Consider the following 19,036-nt stretch of genomic DNA (forward strand, 5'->3'; position numbering starts at 1 on the left):
GATGAAAGTTATAGGTGATCTTTGGCGCCGAGGCCGCAGAACGGGCACCGCAGTTCGCCAAGCCAATAACACCTCGTTCGTAGTTAGAAAGACGATAATGACTGCCCTACATGCGGCGGCAATAATTCTTCCTTTTTTGATCTACTGCGTAGTCTTGGTAACAGATAAATTTGTGAGTTATGGCGCCATTGTCCGCACAATAAATCAGAGAAATCAAAATATACTTGATAACTTTTCTTATATTTTTATCCATGCTGATCATAATACGGCCAATAGTTACGTCATACTGGCCGTAGTATTGAAGTTTTATTTCTTTTTTTCTATTATTTGTTCATTATTGACGGTTGCAATTCAGATTTATCGAAAAGAATGCATTTTTAGATGGAATACCAAATTTGCAATTAGCGGTTTAGCTATATTTGGATTGGCGTTTTATATGCTGTTTGGGCCTGCGTTTTTTGGCTTTCACACCTCACGTGGGGGAATTCCACCGAACCTGTTCGGCCTGTTTTTGATTTCCCACTTCACGATCATTCCCTCACTGTTTGCTTTTTCGTTGTTTCCTTTACTGCCGAGCGACCAGCGAATGGTTGGAGTTTGACGGCCGTTAGCCCGTGGAAGGCCCGATCGAATTGGTCTGATACCAGGCCAGTACCGCCAGCCTTGCCGCCGATGACAAGTTGGCGGTGGCACGACTGCCGTCGATCGAGCGGATCAATGCCGCCAGCGGTTGGCCGTCTTCTTTCGCCATGGCGTCAAGTGCAGCCCAGAATTCGGGCTCCAGGGCGATGCTGGTCCGGTGCCCCGCAATGGAAAGCGAGCGCTTTTCCAAAAGCCAGCCAGATCAGGGTTTCTTGCGGAAGGCGTCGAGGCTGACGACTTTTTCGCCGGGCTTTTCGCTCTCGGTGGCGCTGTCTCCATTGGCGGCCCCTTCGCGGTCGTCATGCTCGTCTTCGTCCTCATCATCGGCCTTGGCGCCGACGGGATCGAATTGCAGGCCGAACTGCACGGAAGGGTCGAAGAAGCCCTTGATCGAGGAGAAGGGCACGACCAGCAATTCGGGTTGGCCGTCGAAGGAAAGGCCGATTTCAAAGCCGGTTTCGGTGACCTTGAGGTCCCAATACTGGTTCTGGATGACGATGGTCATTTCCTTGTCGTACTGACCGAGCAGTTTCTCGGAAATGCGAACGCCCGGCGCGCGGGTCATGAAGGAAATGAAGAAGTGGTGGTCGCCCGGTAGGCCTGTCTTGGCGACTTCTGACAGGACTTTGCGGACGACGCCGCGCAGCGCTTCCTGAGCCAGAATGTCGTAGCGGATCAGATCTTCGGCCATAGGCGCCCTTCCGGCGTTTGGGGAGAATCCCGTGGCTCCCTTTTTCGTCCCGATTGGCGCGAAACGGAAGTCCCAAGTTCAAATTTGCTGCAGTTTAGGGGCCATGCCGTGGCGAGCCGGCCTCCGCATTGCAGCAATGACCCATATCAGCCCTACGTTCCATGAGATTTCAAGAACAAAGGCACCGGTCAGCGATGAAAGAGAAGATGCAGGCTTCTGTTGCCAGGTGCCTGCGGACCCCGCCTGTCACCCGGCTAGGGGTGGAGGACTTAATTTCCCAATGCTAGCACCGCTTACGCGGCGAGAGCGACTGGAGCCTTATGGTTGTCATTTGCAACTATAAGTTTTGGACCGATAACGGTGGTACCTCACCGAGCAAAAGCACACCCTTTACGCCCTCGTCGATCCTGTTTCGCCCCCATTGGCTGCCCCGCTGGCGGGGAAGATGGTGGAGGCGCCGGGTACTGCCCCCGGGTCCGAAAGGTTTATTACGATGACAGTTTATCGCCATAGCTCTTGCGAGCGCTTCATATATAGGCGGGGTCGGCGTGCGATGCAAATGGCGTCGCGCGATTTGCATCGCCGGGGCTGCTAGGCGTCCAGCAGAGGTGCAAAGCCGCCATAGATCAGGCGCTGGCCATCGAAGGGCATGTCCATCGAGGTCATGCGCGGATCGCTCATCATCTTGGCTTGGCCGGCGTCGCGAACCTCTTTGGATGGCCATTCGATCCAGGAGAATACGATCACTTCGCCCGGCTCGGCCTTCACCGCTCCCTTGAAGTCGGTGACCTTGCCATCCGGGACGTCGTCTCCCCAATTTTCCATAACACGGAGCGCGCCGTACTCTTTGAAAAGTGCCGCTCCCGCGGTTGCCACCTTGCGATAGGCTTCTTTGTTCTCGGCACGCACGGGGATAACAAATCCGTCGATATAGCTCATGGCTCGTTCTCCATCTGACGTAGGATATAGACTAATGCGCTGCGGCCCCGAGCGATCCGCCAGCGTTCAACCGTTCATTGCATTCGCCATGGGCTGGGCGCTGGGACCGTCGTGCATTGGCAGATACGGTCGACCACATGCTGATGACAAGATCTGGCAGCAGGTGGACATCGAGCGCCGAGGTAATCGGTAAAAAGTGAGATTGGCTGAGACAAGCCGAAGGCCGAATCGCGGTATGATGGGCTCATGCAGCCCTATCTCAAGCTTCTCGCCGATATTCTTGAACATGGTACCGACAAGGGTGACCGGACCGGTACGGGCACGCGCTCGCTGTTCGGGTATCAGATGCGGTTCGATCTGGCGCAGGGGTTTCCGCTGCTGACCACCAAGAAGCTGCATATCAAGTCGATCGTTTATGAGCTGCTGTGGTTCCTGCGTGGTGAAACCAATGTGCGCTGGCTGCAGGAGCGCGGCGTCAAGATCTGGGATTCCTGGGCCGACGAAAATGGCGATCTGGGGCCGGTCTATGGCTCGCAATGGCGCAGCTGGCCGACGCCGGGTGGCGGGCATATCGACCAGATTGCGAACGTCGTGCACTCGATCCGCACCAAGCCGGATTCACGGCGGCATATCGTTTCGGCGTGGAACCCGGCGGAAGTCGACGAGATGGCGTTGCCGCCGTGCCACTGCCTGTTCCAGTTCTATGTGGCGAACGGCAAATTGAGCTGCCAGCTCTATCAGCGTTCGGCTGATACCTTTCTCGGCGTGCCGTTCAACATCGCCTCCTATGCGTTGTTGACCCATATGGTGGCGCAGGTGACCGGGCTGCAGGTGGGCGATTTCGTCCACACTTTTGGCGACGTGCATCTCTATTCCAACCATTTCGAACAAGCGCGCGAGCAACTGACGCGGACGCCTCGGGCGCTGCCCAAGCTGGTGCTGAACCCGGCGGTCAAGGAACTCGAGGACTTCACCTTCGAGGATATCGTAATCACCGACTACGATCCGCTGCCCCATATCAAGGCGCCGATAGCGGTGTAAAAAGGGCCGGCACCAGGCCGACCCTCAAATTCTCTTACTCAGCTGCCGCCGTCTGGCCCTGGCGAACCGGCAGGCGCCAGTTCGGGCGAATGAAGTGGCACGTATAGCCGTTGGGGATGCGTTCCAGATAATCCTGATGCTCGGGCTCGGCTTCCCAGAAGGGGCCGACGGGATCGACGGTCGTGGTTGCCTTGCCAGGCCAAATGCCTGACGCGTTGACGTCGGCAATAGTGTCCTCCGCGACCTGGCGCTGTTCGTCGCTGGTGTAGAAGATTGCCGAACGATAGCTGAGACCACGGTCATTGCCCTGGCGGTTCAGGGTCGAGGGATCGTGGATCTGGAAGAAAAATTCCAGCAGTTGGCGATAGCTGATGACCTCGGGATCATAGGTAATCTCCAGAGCCTCGGCGTGGGTGCCATGGTTGCGATAGGTGGCGTTGGCTACATCGCCGCCAGTATAGCCGACGCGGGTGTCCTTGACGCCCGGCTGGCGGCGGATCAATTGCTGCACGCCCCAGAAGCATCCCCCGGCCAGGACGGCGCGCTCGGTTCTGTCACTCATGTTCAGCTCCTCATTGGGTGTCGGTCCGATTGCCGGCACAATAACGCAGGATCGCGAAAGTCTGGCACAGAAATGGCGTTCAGACCACGGAAGTTCAACGCCGCGCGGAGTGACGAGCGCGTGATGTCGTCAGGTCGTCGCAACGCTGGAATCCAGTTGATCGGCGGGGCCATTTGAGGTCAATGGTCGGCCGGGGCGCATGACTGGGAGACGGACGAAATGAAGTTGCTGACTGGATTTGCCATCGCGCTGGCCCTCATGCCAGCGGCGGCCATGGCCAACGACACTACGGCCCAATTGGGCACTGGCGGGCTGGCATTCGTCGCCAACGAAGATATCGAGATGGCGTCGGAAGACCTCTCGATCTCGCCGACACAGGTCAAGGTGGTCTATAAATTCCACAACAAGTCGGACCAGGACCAGCATATCCTGGTGGCGTTCCCGATGCCCGATATTCAGGGCGATGGCGACTTCATGGTGGGTATTCCCACCGAAGATCCCGAGAACATTTTCGGCTTCCAGACCACGTTCAACGGCAAACCCGTTGATGCGGTGCTGCATCAATATGCGTTCGCCAACAATATCGATTACTCCGAAGAGCTGAAGAAGCTGGGCATTCCGCTGGCGCCCTATGGCCAGGAAACGCTCGCGGCGCTGAACGCCTTGTCGGACGCCGACAAGGCCACCCTGACCAGCCAAGGCTTGGTTATTCCCATGGAATACGGTTCCGGCGACAGCACGCAAGTGGACACCACGCCAATGTGGACGCTGCGCTCGACCTATAGCTGGGAAGCGACCTTCGAAGCCGGCAAGGACGCCGACGTGGTCCACACCTATAAGCCCAGCATCGGCGGCACGGTGATCGCCACCTTCATGCCGAGCTCGGACGACAACAACACCTATTCGGACGAGCAGCTCACCGCCTACCAGAAGAAATATTGCGTCGATGATGATTTGATCGCGGCCATCAAGAAGCAGGGCACCACGACGGACGGCTATACGCAGTATCCGTTTACCGAAAGCTGGATTTCCTACATCTGGTCGACCGGCAATAACTGGTTCGGCCCGATCGGCAAGTTCTCGCTGACGGTGGATAAGGGTGACGAGGCAAACCTGGTGTCGTTCTGCGGCGAGGGCGTCAAGAAGATCGGCCCGACAAGCTTCCAGATGACCGCGACCGACTGGTCGCCGCCTTATGAGAATGAGCTGGAAATCCTGCTGCTGGTCAAGAACGATTGGCAGCAATGAGCCTGGTGATCCGCCCGGCCATAGCGGGGGACGCGGCGACTATCGTCGCGTTCATCCTGGCGTTGGCAAAATATGAAAAGCTTGAGCACGAGGCCAAGGCGGGCGAAGCGGACATTGTTCGCGACCTGTTCGGGGTCGAGCCAAAAGTGTTCTGCGAGATCGCCGAATGGGAGGGCAAGCCGGTCGGGTTTGCCCTCTGGTTCTACACCTATTCGACCTTCCAGGGGCGGCACGGCATCTGGCTGGAAGACCTCTATGTCGATCCTGAACTGCGCGGTAAAGGCATCGGCAAGGCACTGCTGATCGATCTGGCGCGACGCTGCGTCAGCGAACAGCTCGGACGCTTCGAGTGGTGGGTGCTCGACTGGAACGACCCCTCCATCGAGTTCTACAAGTCGCAGGGCGGTGTGATGCAGGACGAATGGACCAAGGTGCGCGTCGAGGGTGATGCGCTGCTGCGGCTGGGTGCCGCATGAGCGTGCGGATCGCCATGATCGCCGGCGTGGCCGAGAATGGGGTGATCGGCTCCCACCAGACCATCCCCTGGTGCATTCCGTCCGATTTCGCCTATTTCAAGCGCATGACCATGGGCAAGCCCATCGTCATGGGGCGCAAACAGTTCGAGACGGTCGGCAAGCCCCTGCCGGGGCGCACCAACATCATCGTGACGCGGCAAGATGGCTATCAGCCCGAGGGCACGCTGGTGTTTTCCAGCATTGAAGCGGCGCTGGCGGAGGCGCAAAACATCGCCGCAGCCGATGGTGTGGACGAGGTCATGATCATTGGCGGGGGCGAGCTTTATGCCCAGCTGATGGACCGGGCCGACCGGCTCTATATCAGCCATATCGACCTCCACCCGGAGGGCGATGTGCGGTTTCCTGAGATCCATCCCGAGGAGTGGGCAGTGGTCGATCTGCCCGAGATTACCCCCTCGGAGAAGGACAGCGCCACCTACCGCGTCAAAGTGTACGAGCGGCGTAAAGAGAGTGCGCATTGATCGGCGGGGAAGCCTTCCCTATATAGGGCGGCAATGACTTTATAAAACATCCGAAAGGGACGCGATGCCGTGGGAGAATAACGGAGGCGACGGTGGCCGCAACAATAATGGCGGACCCTGGGGCCAAGCGCCTGGCGGTGGCGGCGGGCCCCGTCGACCGGGCAAGACGCCCAACCTCGAAGATATTCTCAGTCGCGGTCGCGATCAATTCCAGGGCGGATTGCCGGGCGGACGCTGGGCCATCATCGGCGGCGTCGTTGTCGTCGTCGGCTTTTGGCTGCTGAACTCGATCTATACGATCGATCCGCAGGAAGTCGGCGTCGAACTGCGGTTCGGCCAGCCCAAGCCAGAACTCTCCATGCCGGGCCTGCATTTCCATTTGTGGCCCATGGAAACGGTTGAACGGGTGGTTACCACCGTCAACCAAACTCAAATCGGCGTCGCCAATGCTAGCGGCTCGCGGTCCAACTCGTCGAGCTCAGACGAAGGCCTGATGCTGTCGGGCGACCAGAATATCGTCAACGTCCAGTTCTCGGTGTTCTGGGCGATCAACGATCCGGTGCAGTATTTGTTCAACGTGCGCGACCAGGAATCCATGGTCCGCTTCGCTGCCGAAAGCGCCATGCGCGAAGTCGTCGGCCGACGTCCCGCACAGGACATCTATAGCGATGACCGAAGCGGCGTTTCGGCCGAAGTGCTCTCCATCACGCAGGGCATCTTGCAAAGCTACGGTCTTGGCGTGAATGTCAGCCAGGTGCTGATCGAAAACGCCGGCCCGCCGGCCGAAGTCATCGATGCCTTCAATGAAGTGCAGCGTGCCCGCCAGGACGAGACCCGCCTGCAGGAAGAAGCGCGTGCCTATGCCAATACGCTGCTGGGCAATGCCCGTGGCCGTGCTGCGGCGCTGCGCGAAGATGCCGCCGCCTATACCAACCGCGTGGTGCAGGAAGCGACCGGTGAGGCCGAGCGCTTCAACGCCGTCTATGCCGAATATGTCAACTCGCCCGAGGTGACGCGCAAGCGCCTGTTCCTCGAGACCATGGAAGACGTGCTGGGCGGATCCGAAAAGGTCCTGCTCGAAAAAGGCGAAGGAGGCCAGGGTGTTGTTCCCTACCTGCCATTGCCTGAATTGAAGCCCGGCCCGAGAACCGACGTCCCCGCGACGACCACCCAGACGACGGGGAACTAAGCCATGCAAAACCGTCTCATCGTCATCGGCGTACTCATCGTTGCGGCCATCTACGTTTTGTTCTCGTCGCTTTATGTTGTGGACGAGCGCCAGCAGGCCATCGTCATGCGCTTCGGACAGATCACCGATGTCCGCACCGAACCGGGCATCTATTTCAAGGTGCCGACCGATATCGTCGACAGCGTCCAGATCATCGAAGATCGCCTGCTGCGCTACGACATCGCCAATATGCGCGTCCAGGTTTCGGGCAATGCCTTCTACCAGGTCGATGCCTTCCTGACCTATCGGATCGCCGATCCCCGCCTGTTTCGCGAGCGTGCCACCGGCCAGCTTTCGGTTGCCGAGGACCGTATTGGCGCCAGCCTCGACTCGGCCCTGCGCCAAGTCTACGGCCTGCGTGAATTCAATGCGGCGCTGTCGGAACAGCGCGCGCAGATGATGCAGGAAGTGCGCGACCTGATCCGGCCCGATCTGGCCGAACTGGGTATTGATGTGGTCGATGTGCGTATCCTGCGCACCGATCTCGACGCTGAAGTGTCGGCGACGACGTTCGAACGCATGCGCGCCGAGCGTCTGGCCGAGGCCGCCTTGCTGCGGGCCCGTGGTCAGGAGCAGGCACAGAGCCTGCGCGCTATCGCCGATCGTCAGGCCGTGGAAATCGTGGCAGCGGCTACCCGTGACGCGGAAATCATCCGCGGTACTGGTGACGCCGAACGGAACCGGCTGTTTGCTGCGGCCTATGGGCAGAACGAGGAATTCTTTGAGTTCTATCGTTCCATGCAGGCCTACCGGAAGTCGCTGGTCGGGACTGGCACGACGATGGTGCTGTCGCCGGATTCGGAGTTCTTCAAGTACTTCGGTTCCAACGGCTCGCTCCCCGCGGCCAGTACCAATCTGGCTCCGCCGATCCAGCCGACCGCGGCTCCGTTGACGGCGCCGCCGTCCAACGAGCCAGCACTGGATGGCCTGGGTATCGAAGAATCACCAGCGCCGCCGACCATTACGCTGCAGGACGGGTCGCAGTTGACGCCGACGATTGGCACGGACGTGCCGGCGCCGGTTGATCCGGTTGTGCCCGCTACGCCCGAAGCAACACCGGCTCCAGCGCCAGCAGAAACTCCGGCTGCTCCCGCGGCTCCGTAAGGCGCAGTTCGCCCAATCCGAAGCCGGCGCTATCCTCCGATAGCGCCGGCTTCACTGTTTCTTGTGCCCGGTTAACCCTGTCAGCCAATCGAGCCGGTTGCTTCCCACGCCAGCGGGGCTAAATTGGCTTTGCGTCAAATGCCGATGAGTAGGGGAGTGCAGCATGGGGCGTTTTGTAATCGCTGGATTGATGCTGGCCGCGGTTCTGGCCGCCAGCCCCGCCTATGCGCAGGCCGAGCCGCAGGGGCCGAAATCAGTTGCGGCCCTGGCGGCGCAATTGTCACCGGCCGTGGTCAATATCGGCTCCAGCCGCCATGTCGCGGGCGGTACGCCGTTTCCCGAATTTCCCGACGGCTCGCCGCTTGAGGATATGTTCGACCATCTCAATCCCAATGACGGGCAGGGCAAGGGGCCGATGCAGCAGGCGACCAGCCTGGGCTCCGGCTTCATCATTAGCGCCGACGGCTATATCGTCACCAATAACCACGTCATCGACGGCGCCGAGGAAATCCAGGTCTATCTGACCGATGGTCGACGGCTGCCGGCAAAACTGGCTGGGCACGACGACAAGACGGACCTTGCCGTGCTCAAGATCGAGTCGCCGATGCCGCTGCCCTTCGTGCAGTTCGGCGACAGCGATAGCGCGCAAGTCGGCGACTGGGTGATGGCGATCGGCAATCCGTTTGGGCTGGGCGGCTCAGTGACGCTCGGGATCGTCTCGGCGCGCAATCGTGATATCGAGGCGGGGCCATACGACAATTTCATTCAGACCGATGCCTCGATCAACCAGGGCAATTCGGGCGGACCGCTGTTCGATATGTACGGCAAGGTGGTGGGGATCAATACGGCGATCATCGCGCGGGGCGGCTCCTCCCTGGGCATCGGCTTCGCGGTGCCGGGCAATCTGGCGGCGCCCGTGGTGCGGCAGTTGACCGAGTTTGGGGAGACGCGGCGCGGCTGGCTCGGTGTCGGCATCCAGGAGGTCACCGACGATATCGCGCTCAGTCTCGACCGGCCCAATACCAACGGCGCCATGGTGGTCGATATCGACCCGGCAGGACCATCGATCGGCGTGCTGCTGGAGGGCGACGTGATTTTGCAGTTCGACGGCAAGACGGTAGCGCGGATGCGCGACCTGCCGCGCATCGTGGCCGAGACCGAAGTTGGCCGTGCCGTGCCGGTCAAGGTGCTGCGCAATGGCTCCGAAGAAGACGTCGATATCACGCTCGGCCGGCTGGAAGTGCCGGGTGACACGGCAATGGTCTCGGGCACCGACGCGCCGGTACCCGAAGTGACTGATTCCGCGCCCGCTGTCGGACTGGATGAGCTGCTCGGCCTCGGTGTGGCGCCGCTTAACGACGCAGCACGGGCCGAATTCGGGATCGACGCGGCCGTCAATGGCATCATCATTACCCAGGTGACCGATGGCAGCGACGCCTATGACAAGGGCCTGATCCCCGGCCTGCTGATCACCGAGGTCAACCAGAAGCCGGTGTCCAGCGTCGAGGAAATCGAAACGCTAGTGACTGAGGCCAGCACGGCCAAGCGCCCGGTGGTGCTGTTCAAGGTCACCGACCCGGCGGGATCGAGCCGGTTCATTGCAGTGAAGCTGGGCTAGGGGTCGGTTCGCGCCGCCCCCCAACCACACATGCACCCACCACACGCCCAAGGTCATTCCCGCCTGCGCGGGAATGACCCGGTGAGGATGTATGGCCTCAGTCCGCTACGGGTACGGCGATCTGTCGCTCATCGCACGATTTCCTCATCGTCGTACCCCTGCAAGTAGAGCAGGGCGGTGAGGTCACCGTGGTCGATGCGGATACCGGCCTCGGCGGCGACGGCGGGTTTGGCGTGCAGCGCTACGCCGAAGCCCGCAATCTTGATCATGTCGAGATCGTTGGCACCATCGCCCACGGCAATGGTCTGGCTCAGCGACAGGTTGCGCTCGGCAGCGAGCGCGGTGAGGCGTTCGCGCTTGGTGTTCTTGTCGACAATGGGCTTCTGCACCGTGCCGGTGAGGGCGTCGTCCTCGAACAGCAGCACGTTGGCGATGGCCTCATCGAAGCCGATGCGCTTGCCGAAATAATCGGCGAAGAAGGTGAAGCCGCCCGAGACCAGTGAGGTATAGGCGCCATAGGCCTTCATGGTGGAAATCAGCGCGCGGCCGCCGGGGGCCAGGGTGATGTTCTCGCGGCGAATTGCCTCGATGACCTTGCGCTGCAGCCCTTTGAGCAGGGCGACGCGGGTATCGAGCGCCTGGCCGAAATCGAGTTCGCCCCGCATGGCGCGGTCGGTGATGGCGGCGACCTGATCCTTGATGCCGACAGCGTCAGCCAGCTCGTCGATGCATTCCTCGTTGATCATGGTGGAATCCATGTCGGCAACGAGGATCTGCTTGCGGCGATTTTCGGTGGGCACCATGGCGGCATCGACCCTGGCGTTGCCGATGATCTCGCGGGCCTCGGCCAGCGCGTCGGTTGACTTCGGCTCGAGGATTTCGCAGGCAATCGAATGGTTGAGCCAGTTGAGCTCGCCCCCCACCTGTTTGACAACGCGGGCCGCGAGGGCCACGTCGAGTTCGCTATCGGTGGGATTGGCGATGAGGCAGAGAACCGGCATAGGTGAGGTCTCTTGGGGATGTCGGTGATGAGCGGGCGGAGTGCAGTGCTGATAGCGGGTCCGACTGCCAGCGGCAAGTCGGCGCTGGCGCTTGAGCTGGCGGCGCAGCGGGATGCCGTGATCGTCAATGCCGATGCGATGCAGGTTTACGACACGCTGGCGGTGGTGACAGCCCGGCCGGGGGCGGAGGACCTCGCTCGGGCCGAGCATCGGCTTTATGGATTTGTGCCGGCGGCGACGCGGTTTTCGACCGGGCGATGGCTGGATGCGGTGCAAGAGACGATTGCAGAGACGGCGGAGCGGCAGCTGATTTTCGTAGGCGGAACAGGGCTTTACTTCGATGCGTTGCTGAACGGATTCGCGGACATTCCTGCGGTTCCGGCAGAAATCGCGCTTGAAGTTCAACTGGAGATTCAAGCGCTGGATGCTGCGGAGCGGCTGGCTTTGTTGCGGCGGGAGGACCCCGAGACGGCGGCGCGGCTGAAGGTTGCGGACCCCCAAAGAGTGATCCGGGCGCTGGCGGTCAAGCGGGCGACGGGGCAGCCGATTTCGAGCTTTCAGAACTCGCCGCGAGCCAGCATCCTGGAAGGCTGGAAAATCGAAAGGCTGGTTTTGGATCCCGATCGCGAGGTGCTGCGTGAGCGGATCGCGCGACGGTTCGAGGCGATGTTCGAGAGTGGCGCGGTGGAGGAGGTCGAGGCGATCCTGGCGCAGGATATCGATCCCAGCCTGCCGGCGATGAAGGCGATCGGGGTGCCCGAGATCGCCGATTGGTTGGCGGGAACATTGTCGCGCGAGGAGGCATTGCGGTTGGCTATCACGGCGACGCATCAATATGCCAAACGGCAGCGGACATGGTTTCGCAATCGGATGGGCGATTGGCCGCGCCAATAGGATTGACGGACGGCATCGCAGTTTGCAGAGTTCGGTCATGAAGCTTTTTGCAATCGCCCTTGTTGCCCTCGCCGCGCTGGCTCAGCCCGCGTTCGCTGTCGAAACCGCCAACGAGACGACCGCGGCGCTCTTCGCCGAACAGTACCCGGCCACCCGTGGCGTGCTGGCGGCCGATTTCCCGCGGGATTTGCAGGCGCTGGAGGAGAGGTTTGGCGATATCGACAGCACGGAAATCTCGCCACAACTCAAGATGCAGCGCGCATTCCTCGAGTTGACGGCCTTGCGCAAGAAATATGCGCCGCAACTGCAGTTCGCGCGAGCCGATATGTCGGCGCTGGTGGTGCTGAGCCTGGCCGATTTTTACCAGAGCGTGCTGCAGCGCGATGGTGCCGCGGTGTGCGGGGGCTTTGCCACCGATGGCGCTGGTACGCTCTATGCCATCGGTGCGGCACCGGGCTATGCGCTTGAACTGGACCGGCAGAGTGCCGCCTATTTTTCCGCCGTGGTCAGTGCGCTGGAGGACCCCGACGTGGTGGGGGTTGCGGGCGAAGACGACTGGAGCGCGGTGATGAGCCAGATCGTCACCGATGGCCATCCGCAGTCCTATCTCGCCTCGATCGCCGCGGGCAGGGCAGCCGATCCCGATCTCTGCCCGGCGTTGTCGGCCTTCATGCACGCCATGGTGGAGGTGAAATCGGACGCCGCCCGGCGGGCTCGCGCCGACTTTATCCAGAACGCCACGGGTTACTAGAACCGGCTGGTCTCAGCGCGGCCGCATGAGGCCGAGCCGTTCGCGCATGGCGAAGCGGGCGACCAGCACCACGGCGACGAAAGCCAGCCCCGACGCGAGGCCGATCCAGATGCCGACGCCGCGCCATTGAACGACAAAACCCAGCACGTAGGCCACCGGCAGGCCGATTACCCAATAGCCCGCAATGGCCAGGATCATTGGCACGGTGGTGTCGCTGAGTCCGCGCAGGGCGTGAGCCGCCACCACCTGGCCACCATCGACAAGCTGGAACACGCCGGCAATGACAAGGAAGCTGGCGGCGAGCGCCAGGGCGTTGGTATTGGCGGGATCGCCTGAATTGAGGAACAGGCCGACGACCGAGGGGGCCAGTGTCAGGAACAACAGGCAGGACAGCGCCATGAAGCCGACGCCAAGGACGATGGCCGTCCAGCCGGCGCGGGCGACGCCTGAGGGGTCGCTGCGGCCATAGGCCATTCCGACCCGCACGGTCGCAGCCGTACCGATGCCGAGGGGGACCATGAAGGCCATCGACGCGCATTGCAGGGCGATGGCATGGGCGGCGATTTCATCGGTGCCGAGGCGGCCCATCAGCAGGGCAGCTGCGGTGAAGAGGCTGATCTCGGCCAAAACGGTTAGCCCGATCGGCAGGCCGATGCGGAAAATCTCGCGGAAACGCGACCAGTCCGGCCGCCAGAATCGCAGAAGAACGTGGAAGCGTTTGAAGCGGCGGTGACGCAGCACGTAGGCCAGCGTCAGCGCGAACATCACGATGTTGGTCGAGAGCGTCGAAATAGCCGCGCCGCGCAATTCGAGCCTGGGGAAACCGAAATTGCCGAAGATCAGCAGGTAATTGATCCCGGCATTGACGAAGACGCCCGCGACGGTGATCAACAGGATGACGCGCGTGGCATCGAACGCTGAGAGCATCGAGCGGAGCACGGCGATCAAGAGGGCAGGGAACAGCATCCAGACGCCGATATGGATGAATTGCTCGGCCAATTCGGTCGTGTCGGGGTCCTGCCCCAAGGCCAGAAAGATCGGCTTGATCTGCCAGATGATCGGCGTGAGCAACGCGGCCAGGGCAATCGCCGCCCAGGCACCCTGGCGTACGATGCGGCGCACCGCCTTGATGTCACGCGAGCCACGGGCCTGGGCCACCAAAGGCGCCACGGCGCCGACTATGCCCATGGCGGTCAACAGCGCCGGCATCAGGAAGGTGGTCGCCAGGGTTGCGGCGGCGAGATAGCGAGGGCCAAGCCAGCCGATCATGATGACGTCGGTGGTGGTGAGGGCGTTCTGCGCCAGTTGAGCAATTACCAGCGGCCAGGCCAGGGTAAACATGGCGCGCAGTTCAGTCGTCCAGCCAGCGGATTGCGAAACGCGTTCTGCGGCAGCGTGGCGCGCTGCCGTTGTGTCGTTAGTCATGATATCTCGTCCCATTCGCCTCTTTGCTCTAGCCGAAGGCGAGGGCAGGGGAAAGGGCAGACGGCATGGCGTCGTCCGCGGCAGCGCAGGGTAGAACGTTCATGGCACCGACCAATCCGGTTTTGACGCGGCTCACCATCGTGGTGGCGGGCATTTTGGGTGGCGGCGGCGTGATGGCCGCGGCGGCGGCCAGCCATGGCGGCGACGGCACCAATCTGGGTCCGATCGCCATGGTGTGCCTGGCGCATGGACCGGCTCTACTGGCCCTGGGGCTGTCATCCCTGCCCGGGCGGCTGTTCGATGCGGCCGCGATCCTGCTGGGGCTGGGTACACTGGTTTTCGCCGGCGACCTGCTGGCGCGGCAGTATCTCGGCCATGCCGCCTTCCCGATGGCCGCGCCAATCGGTGGTGTGGGCATGATCGGTGGCTGGCTTGCAGTAATTGTTGGCGGGTTGTTCAGTCGGGCTGTGGGCAAATAGTGGTCGGACACAGTTTGGTTAAAATTGTATTGGAACCAAGTCCGTGGCCACACGTTTGAGCCTCGATTGTTTCTCGGAGGGTTTCCTAATGCATAAATTTCTGATCATCGCCTGCGCAGCTCTGTCCATGACGGCTTGCACTTCGACCCAGCAGGGTGCCGCTATTGGCGCCGGTGCTGGCGCCATTGTGGGCGCAGCGACGACCGGTTCGGTGCTCGGCACCGTGGTGGGCGCGGGCGTTGGCGGTGTTGTCGGCGCGGCAGCCGGCAATGTTCTCGGTCGCGTGCCGAACAGCAATAACCTGTGCTGGTATGAAGATTCGCGTGGCCGCCAGTACAAGGATACCTGCCCGCGCGGCTAAATCCTATCAGCCGCATCGCCCCATGCGGCTGCGCGCCCTTAGTGGCGCCAAAGCACCCGATCCGAGCCAGTCTTGGGTCGGGTGTTTTTCTTCCGAATCGGGAATGGCCTTGTAATCGTCTTCGATAAAAGCCATATTCATCGAATACGTTTACACTCGTCTTGCGCTATCTGATCGACCGGCTCGCCGGGAAGCTTGGCTACCTCCTGATCTGTGAATCGTTAGGCCCGGGTCTCGCACCTTGCAAAACCCGGTTTTCAACCCTTAGCCGCGCGGCGCGGCACCCACTTATTTGTGAGGATCACAAGCATGTCTACTTTCACCGGCACCGTGAAATTCTTCAACACCACCAAAGGCTTCGGCTTTATCTCGCCTGAAGGCGGCGATAAGGACGCGTTCGTTCACATCTCCGCTGTTCAGCGTTCGGGCCTGCAGGGCCTGTACGAAGGCGACAAGGTGACCTACGAACTCGAAACCGGCCGTGACGGCAAGGTTTCCGCGACCAACCTGACCCTGGTCAGCTAAGTTCTAGAATACCGCAATGACGAGAAGGGCCCCGCAAGGGGCCTTTTTTGTGCCCGTTGTTGACTTGATTTGGATGCTAACAGTCTAAAATAGATGACTTTGGGTCGTTGGGGCGTCCGGCGCAGTTGTTGGTACGGGTTGGAATGAAAACGGTTTCTGTTTGTCTGTGTGGACTTGGACGAGCCGATCCTCCTCACGGAGTCATTCCCGCGCAGGCGAGAACCTCTGTTTTCTTCCACAAGGGTAACGGAGGTTCCCGCCTGCGCGGGAATGACCCGGGTGGGGGCGGGGCATCGGAGTCAATGCGAAGTGGAAGGCGAAGGCCAATTGGCGCTAGCCGCTTCCGGGTGGATTGGCTGCTAGCTCAGCTCGCCATCTGGCGCTTCAACTCCTCGCCGAGCTGGTCCATCAGCCATTCGGTGCCGTGGCGGCGCTGCTCCATCGTGTCCAGGCCATCGAGGAAGCAGCCGTGTTCGGTGACGATCATGTGGGTGCCATCGCCCTCGGGGCGCAGTTCGACGGCGGCGACGGAGACCGAAATCTTGGGGCCGCCCAGCGCCATTTCGTAGGTGTAGATGATGCGGTTATCCGGAACGATGTCGCGGTAGGAGACGTCGAAGCTGAAGGTGCTGTCGTTCGGGCCCTTGCCTTCGGCATATTCGCGGCCGCCGACGCGGAAATCGAATTCCTTAGTATCCTCGGGGGAGGTGCCGAACCATTTGGCCTTGATCTTGGGATCGGCCCAGGCCTGAAACACCCGCTTGGGGCTGGCCGGATAGTGGCGTTCGACGGTGAAGGTGCCGTGGACGATTGAGCGTTCAGCCATGGTGGTCTCCTGTGTTTGTTAAGCGAAAACCTAAGTGACGGATTTGGACATGTCAACGCTTAAGTTGTGTCTTAAGTGATCGTGGCCGTCTTCGATCCTGACGCGCCTGCGCTTGACACCGCGATGCACTTGCTCCTATCAATGCGCCATTAGTTTTTCAGGAGCGGTCCCGTGCGGGCATCCATTCTCGTAGTACGAACGCGCATTGGCACCGTGGGGTAACTCCCCGCGAGCAAGCTGATGCGCGTAACACAGGTCCCAAACGGGGCCTTTTTTATTGCCTTTTTTCCGGTGATGCGGACTAAAGACACCACGAAACAGACGAAGCGGCATGCCGGAGTGCAGCCGATCGAGGAGACCGAAGATGGCCGAACAGATGACCGGCGCGGAAATGGTGATACAGGCGCTGACCGATCAGGGGGTCGAGTTCATTTTCGGCTATCCCGGCGGTGCGGCGCTGCCGATCTATGATGCGCTGTTCCAGCAGGATAAAATCCAGCACATCCTGGTGCGCCACGAGCAGGGCGCCGGCCACATGGCCGAGGGCTATGCCCGCTCGACCGGCAAGCCCGGCATCGTGCTGGTGACGTCCGGTCCCGGCGCGACCAATGCGGTGACGCCGCTGACCGATGCGCTGATGGATTCGATCCCGCTGATTTGCATCACCGCGCAGGTACCCACCAATCTGATCGGCTCGGACGCGTTCCAGGAATGCGACACGGTCGGCATTACCCGCAGCTGCACCAAGCACAATTACCTGGTCAAGAACGTCAACGACCTGCCGCGCGTTATGCATGAGGCCTTCCTGATCGCCACGACTGGCCGGCCCGGCCCGGTGGTGATCGATATTCCCAAGGATGTGCAGTTCGCGCTGGGCATGTATTCCAAGCCCGATATCGAAAACCTGCGCCATCCGAGCTATCGCCCGCGCATGGACGGCGATCATGCGGCCATCGAGGCGGCGGTCGAGCTGATGCTGCGCGCCGAGCGGCCGGTGTTTTATACCGGCGGTGGCGTGATCAATGCCGGGCCGGAAGCGTCCGAGCATCTGCGCGAGCTGGCCGAGCTGACCGGGTTTCCGGTGACCTCGACGCTGATGGGGCTGGGCGCGTTCCCGGCGTCCAATCCGCAATGGCTGGGCATGCTGGGCATGCACGGGACGTACGAGGCCAATTTGGCGATGCACGATTGCGATCTGATGATCAATATCGGCGCGCGGTTCGATGACCGGATCACCGGGCGGGTCGATGCGTTTTCGCCCAATAGCCGCAAGATCCATGTCGATATCGATCCGTCCTCGATCAATAAGGTGATCATGGTCGACGTGCCGATCATCGGGGACAGCGCGCGGGTGCTGGCGGAAATGGTGCGCATCTATCGCAGCAAGACCAACCAACCGCGCACCGAGGCGATTGCGCCGTGGTGGAAGCAGATTGCCAAGTGGCGGGCGGTCAACTCGCTCGGCTACAAGAATTCCGAGACCATCATCAAGCCGCAATATGCCATCGAGCGGCTGTATGAGATGACGAAGGACAAGGACGTCTACATCACCACGGAAGTGGGCCAGCACCAGATGTGGGCGGCACAGCACTTCCATTTCGACAAGCCGAACCGCTGGATGACCTCGGGTGGTCTGGGCACGATGGGCTATGGCCTGCCGGCCTCCGTGGGCGTGCAGGTGGCCCATCCCGATGCGCTGGTAATCGATATCGCCGGCGAGGCCAGTGTGCAGATGACGATGCAGGAATTTTCGACGGCGGTGCAGTATCGCCTGCCGGTCAAGATTTTCATCCTCAATAATGAGCGCATGGGCATGGTCCGCCAGTGGCAGGACCTGCTGCATGGCTCGCGTCATGCCCATTCCTATTCGGACTCGCTGCCCGATTTCGTCAAGCTGGCAGAGGCGTTGGGCGGCAAGGGCATTCGGTGCTCAAACCCGGCGGAGCTGGATAAGGCGATCACCGAAATGCTCGACCACCCCGGTCCGGTGCTGTTCGATTGCCTCGTAGAAAAGGACGAGAACTGCCTGCCGATGATCCCGTCGGGCAAGCCACACAACGAGATCATTTTGCCCGATACGGCAAACATTGGCTCGATCATCGACGAAGCAGGGCGCGCGCTGGTTTAGGCCGCGCTGGAGGACACACTCATGAACGCACACTTGCAGCCGACCGGGTCGGCGTATTTCCTGACCAAGGAAACCCAGGCAATCGAAAAGCATACGCTGTCGGTTCTCGTCGATAACGAGCCGGGAATCCTCGCGCGGGTCGTTGGCCTGTTTTCAGCGCGTGGCTACAATATCGATAGCCTCACCGTCAGCGAGACCGAACACAACAAGCGACTTAGTCGCATCACGGTGGTCGTCGTCGCCACGCCCAAGACGCTGGTGCAGATCAAGCTGCAGCTCGAGCGGCTGATCCCGGTGCACAAGGTTCATGACCTGACGGCCGAAGGCGTTTCGATCGAGCGCGAACTGGCGCTGATCAAGGTCGCGGGCTCGGGCGAGCATCGAGCTGAGACGCTGCGGCTCGCAGATGCGTTCCGGGCGCAGATCGTCGATGCGTCGGTGACCAGCTTCGTGTTCGAGCTGACGGGGAAGTCGAGCAAGATCGACAGCTTTATCGCGCTGATGGCGCCGCTCGGCCTGGTCGAAGTGGTGCGCACCGGGCTGGCGGCGATTTCGCGCGGCCCCGAAGGAATGTGA

The 19,036-nt window shown here is 61.0% G+C and carries 22 protein-coding genes and 1 other RNA gene; 15 read left to right on the plus strand and 8 right to left on the minus strand.

The genetic code is table 11. The annotated features are described in order from the left end of the window. The first annotated feature begins 1 nt into the window (after position 1). On the plus strand, positions 2–601 hold the full coding sequence (locus JWR51_RS04140; protein ID WP_299744055.1) for a hypothetical protein: 600 nt from the start codon (positions 2–4) through the stop codon (positions 599–601). Between the two features lie 6 nt (positions 602–607). Here the strand turns inward: JWR51_RS04140 and JWR51_RS04145 are convergent, their stop codons facing one another. The 4 genes from JWR51_RS04145 to JWR51_RS04160 form a co-directional block, all read right to left on the minus strand. Next, on the minus strand, positions 608–832 hold the full coding sequence (locus tag JWR51_RS04145; RefSeq protein ID WP_299744057.1) for a ribbon-helix-helix domain-containing protein: 225 nt from the start codon (positions 830–832) through the stop codon (positions 608–610). Between the two features lie 12 nt (positions 833–844). Next, positions 845–1,333, minus strand: coding sequence for an SspB family protein (locus tag JWR51_RS04150; protein ID WP_299744060.1), 489 nt, complete (start codon positions 1,331–1,333; stop codon positions 845–847). A gap of 205 nt (positions 1,334–1,538) precedes the next feature. Beyond that, positions 1,539–1,896: a transfer-messenger RNA gene (gene ssrA, locus JWR51_RS04155) on the minus strand. Between the two features lie 28 nt (positions 1,897–1,924). Beyond that, positions 1,925–2,272, minus strand: a complete 348-nt coding sequence (locus tag JWR51_RS04160; protein WP_299744063.1) for a DUF1428 domain-containing protein — start codon at positions 2,270–2,272, stop codon at positions 1,925–1,927. Positions 2,273–2,518: 246 nt separating this feature from the next. On the opposite strand from JWR51_RS04160, the gene JWR51_RS04165 reads away from it, so the two are divergent. Continuing rightward, positions 2,519–3,313 (plus strand): thymidylate synthase, encoded by a 795-nt coding sequence (locus tag JWR51_RS04165; RefSeq protein ID WP_299744065.1) that lies wholly within the window; start codon positions 2,519–2,521, stop codon positions 3,311–3,313. Positions 3,314–3,347: 34 nt separating this feature from the next. On the opposite strand, the gene msrA is transcribed toward JWR51_RS04165, so the two are convergent. Continuing rightward, positions 3,348–3,875: a peptide-methionine (S)-S-oxide reductase MsrA gene (gene msrA / locus JWR51_RS04170; protein ID WP_299744066.1), complete on the minus strand. Its 528-nt coding sequence runs from the start codon at positions 3,873–3,875 to the stop codon at positions 3,348–3,350. 219 nt (positions 3,876–4,094) lie between these two features. Here msrA and JWR51_RS04175 point away from each other — a divergent pair, with 219 nt between their 5' ends. The 6 genes from JWR51_RS04175 (at position 4,095) to JWR51_RS04200 (ending at position 10,070) form a co-directional block, all read left to right on the plus strand. After that, entirely contained in the window at positions 4,095–5,123 is a 1,029-nt protein-coding gene (locus JWR51_RS04175) for a DUF4424 domain-containing protein (RefSeq protein ID WP_299744069.1), read from the plus strand. After that, complete coding sequence (locus JWR51_RS04180; RefSeq protein WP_299744072.1) at positions 5,120–5,599, plus strand: GNAT family N-acetyltransferase; 480 nt, start codon at positions 5,120–5,122, stop codon at positions 5,597–5,599. Before JWR51_RS04175 ends, JWR51_RS04180 begins: the two co-directional genes overlap by 4 nt. Continuing rightward, entirely contained in the window at positions 5,596–6,120 is a 525-nt protein-coding gene (locus JWR51_RS04185; RefSeq protein WP_299744074.1) for a dihydrofolate reductase, read from the plus strand. Before JWR51_RS04180 ends, JWR51_RS04185 begins: the two co-directional genes overlap by 4 nt. A 64-nt stretch (positions 6,121–6,184) precedes the next feature. Continuing rightward, positions 6,185–7,309 (plus strand): FtsH protease activity modulator HflK, encoded by a 1,125-nt coding sequence (gene hflK / locus JWR51_RS04190; RefSeq protein ID WP_299744076.1) that lies wholly within the window; start codon positions 6,185–6,187, stop codon positions 7,307–7,309. A gap of 3 nt (positions 7,310–7,312) precedes the next feature. Beyond that, positions 7,313–8,452 (plus strand): protease modulator HflC, encoded by a 1,140-nt coding sequence (locus JWR51_RS04195; protein WP_299744078.1) that lies wholly within the window; start codon positions 7,313–7,315, stop codon positions 8,450–8,452. A 163-nt stretch (positions 8,453–8,615) separates the two neighbouring features. Next, entirely contained in the window at positions 8,616–10,070 is a 1,455-nt protein-coding gene (locus JWR51_RS04200; RefSeq protein ID WP_299744081.1) for a Do family serine endopeptidase, read from the plus strand. A gap of 128 nt (positions 10,071–10,198) precedes the next feature. Here the strand turns inward: JWR51_RS04200 and serB are convergent, their stop codons facing one another. After that, positions 10,199–11,071 carry a phosphoserine phosphatase SerB gene (gene serB / locus JWR51_RS04205; RefSeq protein WP_299744083.1) on the minus strand — a complete coding sequence of 291 codons (873 nt, stop codon included), beginning with the start codon at positions 11,069–11,071 and terminating at the stop codon, positions 10,199–10,201. Between the two features lie 18 nt (positions 11,072–11,089). Between serB and miaA the strand changes: the two genes are divergently transcribed. Both miaA and JWR51_RS04215 read left to right on the plus strand, forming a co-directional pair. Beyond that, positions 11,090–11,965 carry a tRNA (adenosine(37)-N6)-dimethylallyltransferase MiaA gene (gene miaA, locus JWR51_RS04210; RefSeq protein ID WP_299744477.1) on the plus strand — a complete coding sequence of 292 codons (876 nt, stop codon included), beginning with the start codon at positions 11,090–11,092 and terminating at the stop codon, positions 11,963–11,965. A 37-nt stretch (positions 11,966–12,002) separates the two neighbouring features. Continuing rightward, on the plus strand, positions 12,003–12,716 hold the full coding sequence (locus JWR51_RS04215; RefSeq protein WP_299744085.1) for a hypothetical protein: 714 nt from the start codon (positions 12,003–12,005) through the stop codon (positions 12,714–12,716). A gap of 12 nt (positions 12,717–12,728) precedes the next feature. Here the strand turns inward: JWR51_RS04215 and JWR51_RS04220 are convergent, their stop codons facing one another. Further along, positions 12,729–14,141, minus strand: a complete 1,413-nt coding sequence (locus JWR51_RS04220) for an MATE family efflux transporter (RefSeq protein ID WP_299744087.1) — start codon at positions 14,139–14,141, stop codon at positions 12,729–12,731. Positions 14,142–14,242: 101 nt separating this feature from the next. On the opposite strand from JWR51_RS04220, the gene JWR51_RS04225 reads away from it, so the two are divergent. The 3 genes from JWR51_RS04225 to JWR51_RS04235 all read left to right on the plus strand — a co-directional run bounded on the left by JWR51_RS04225 (position 14,243) and on the right by JWR51_RS04235 (position 15,506). After that, on the plus strand, positions 14,243–14,620 hold the full coding sequence (locus JWR51_RS04225) for a DUF423 domain-containing protein (protein ID WP_299744088.1): 378 nt from the start codon (positions 14,243–14,245) through the stop codon (positions 14,618–14,620). An 88-nt stretch (positions 14,621–14,708) separates the two neighbouring features. Further along, positions 14,709–14,981, plus strand: coding sequence for a YMGG-like glycine zipper-containing protein (locus tag JWR51_RS04230; protein ID WP_299744090.1), 273 nt, complete (start codon positions 14,709–14,711; stop codon positions 14,979–14,981). 309 nt (positions 14,982–15,290) lie between these two features. Beyond that, entirely contained in the window at positions 15,291–15,506 is a 216-nt protein-coding gene (locus tag JWR51_RS04235; RefSeq protein ID WP_299744093.1) for a cold-shock protein, read from the plus strand. Between the two features lie 364 nt (positions 15,507–15,870). Here JWR51_RS04235 and JWR51_RS04240 read toward each other — a convergent pair whose 3' ends face one another. Next, positions 15,871–16,332 carry an SRPBCC family protein gene (locus JWR51_RS04240; protein ID WP_299744095.1) on the minus strand — a complete coding sequence of 154 codons (462 nt, stop codon included), beginning with the start codon at positions 16,330–16,332 and terminating at the stop codon, positions 15,871–15,873. 364 nt (positions 16,333–16,696) lie between these two features. Between JWR51_RS04240 and JWR51_RS04245 the strand changes: the two genes are divergently transcribed. Beyond that, a complete protein-coding gene (locus tag JWR51_RS04245) occupies positions 16,697–18,460 on the plus strand; it encodes an acetolactate synthase 3 large subunit (protein ID WP_299744098.1) in 1,764 nt (587 codons plus the stop codon). Positions 18,461–18,481: 21 nt separating this feature from the next. Further along, complete coding sequence (gene ilvN / locus JWR51_RS04250; protein WP_299744101.1) at positions 18,482–19,036, plus strand: acetolactate synthase small subunit; 555 nt, start codon at positions 18,482–18,484, stop codon at positions 19,034–19,036.

Source organism: Devosia sp. (genome assembly GCF_028290625.1).
In the GTDB taxonomy this organism is placed as follows: domain Bacteria; phylum Pseudomonadota; class Alphaproteobacteria; order Rhizobiales; family Devosiaceae; genus Devosia.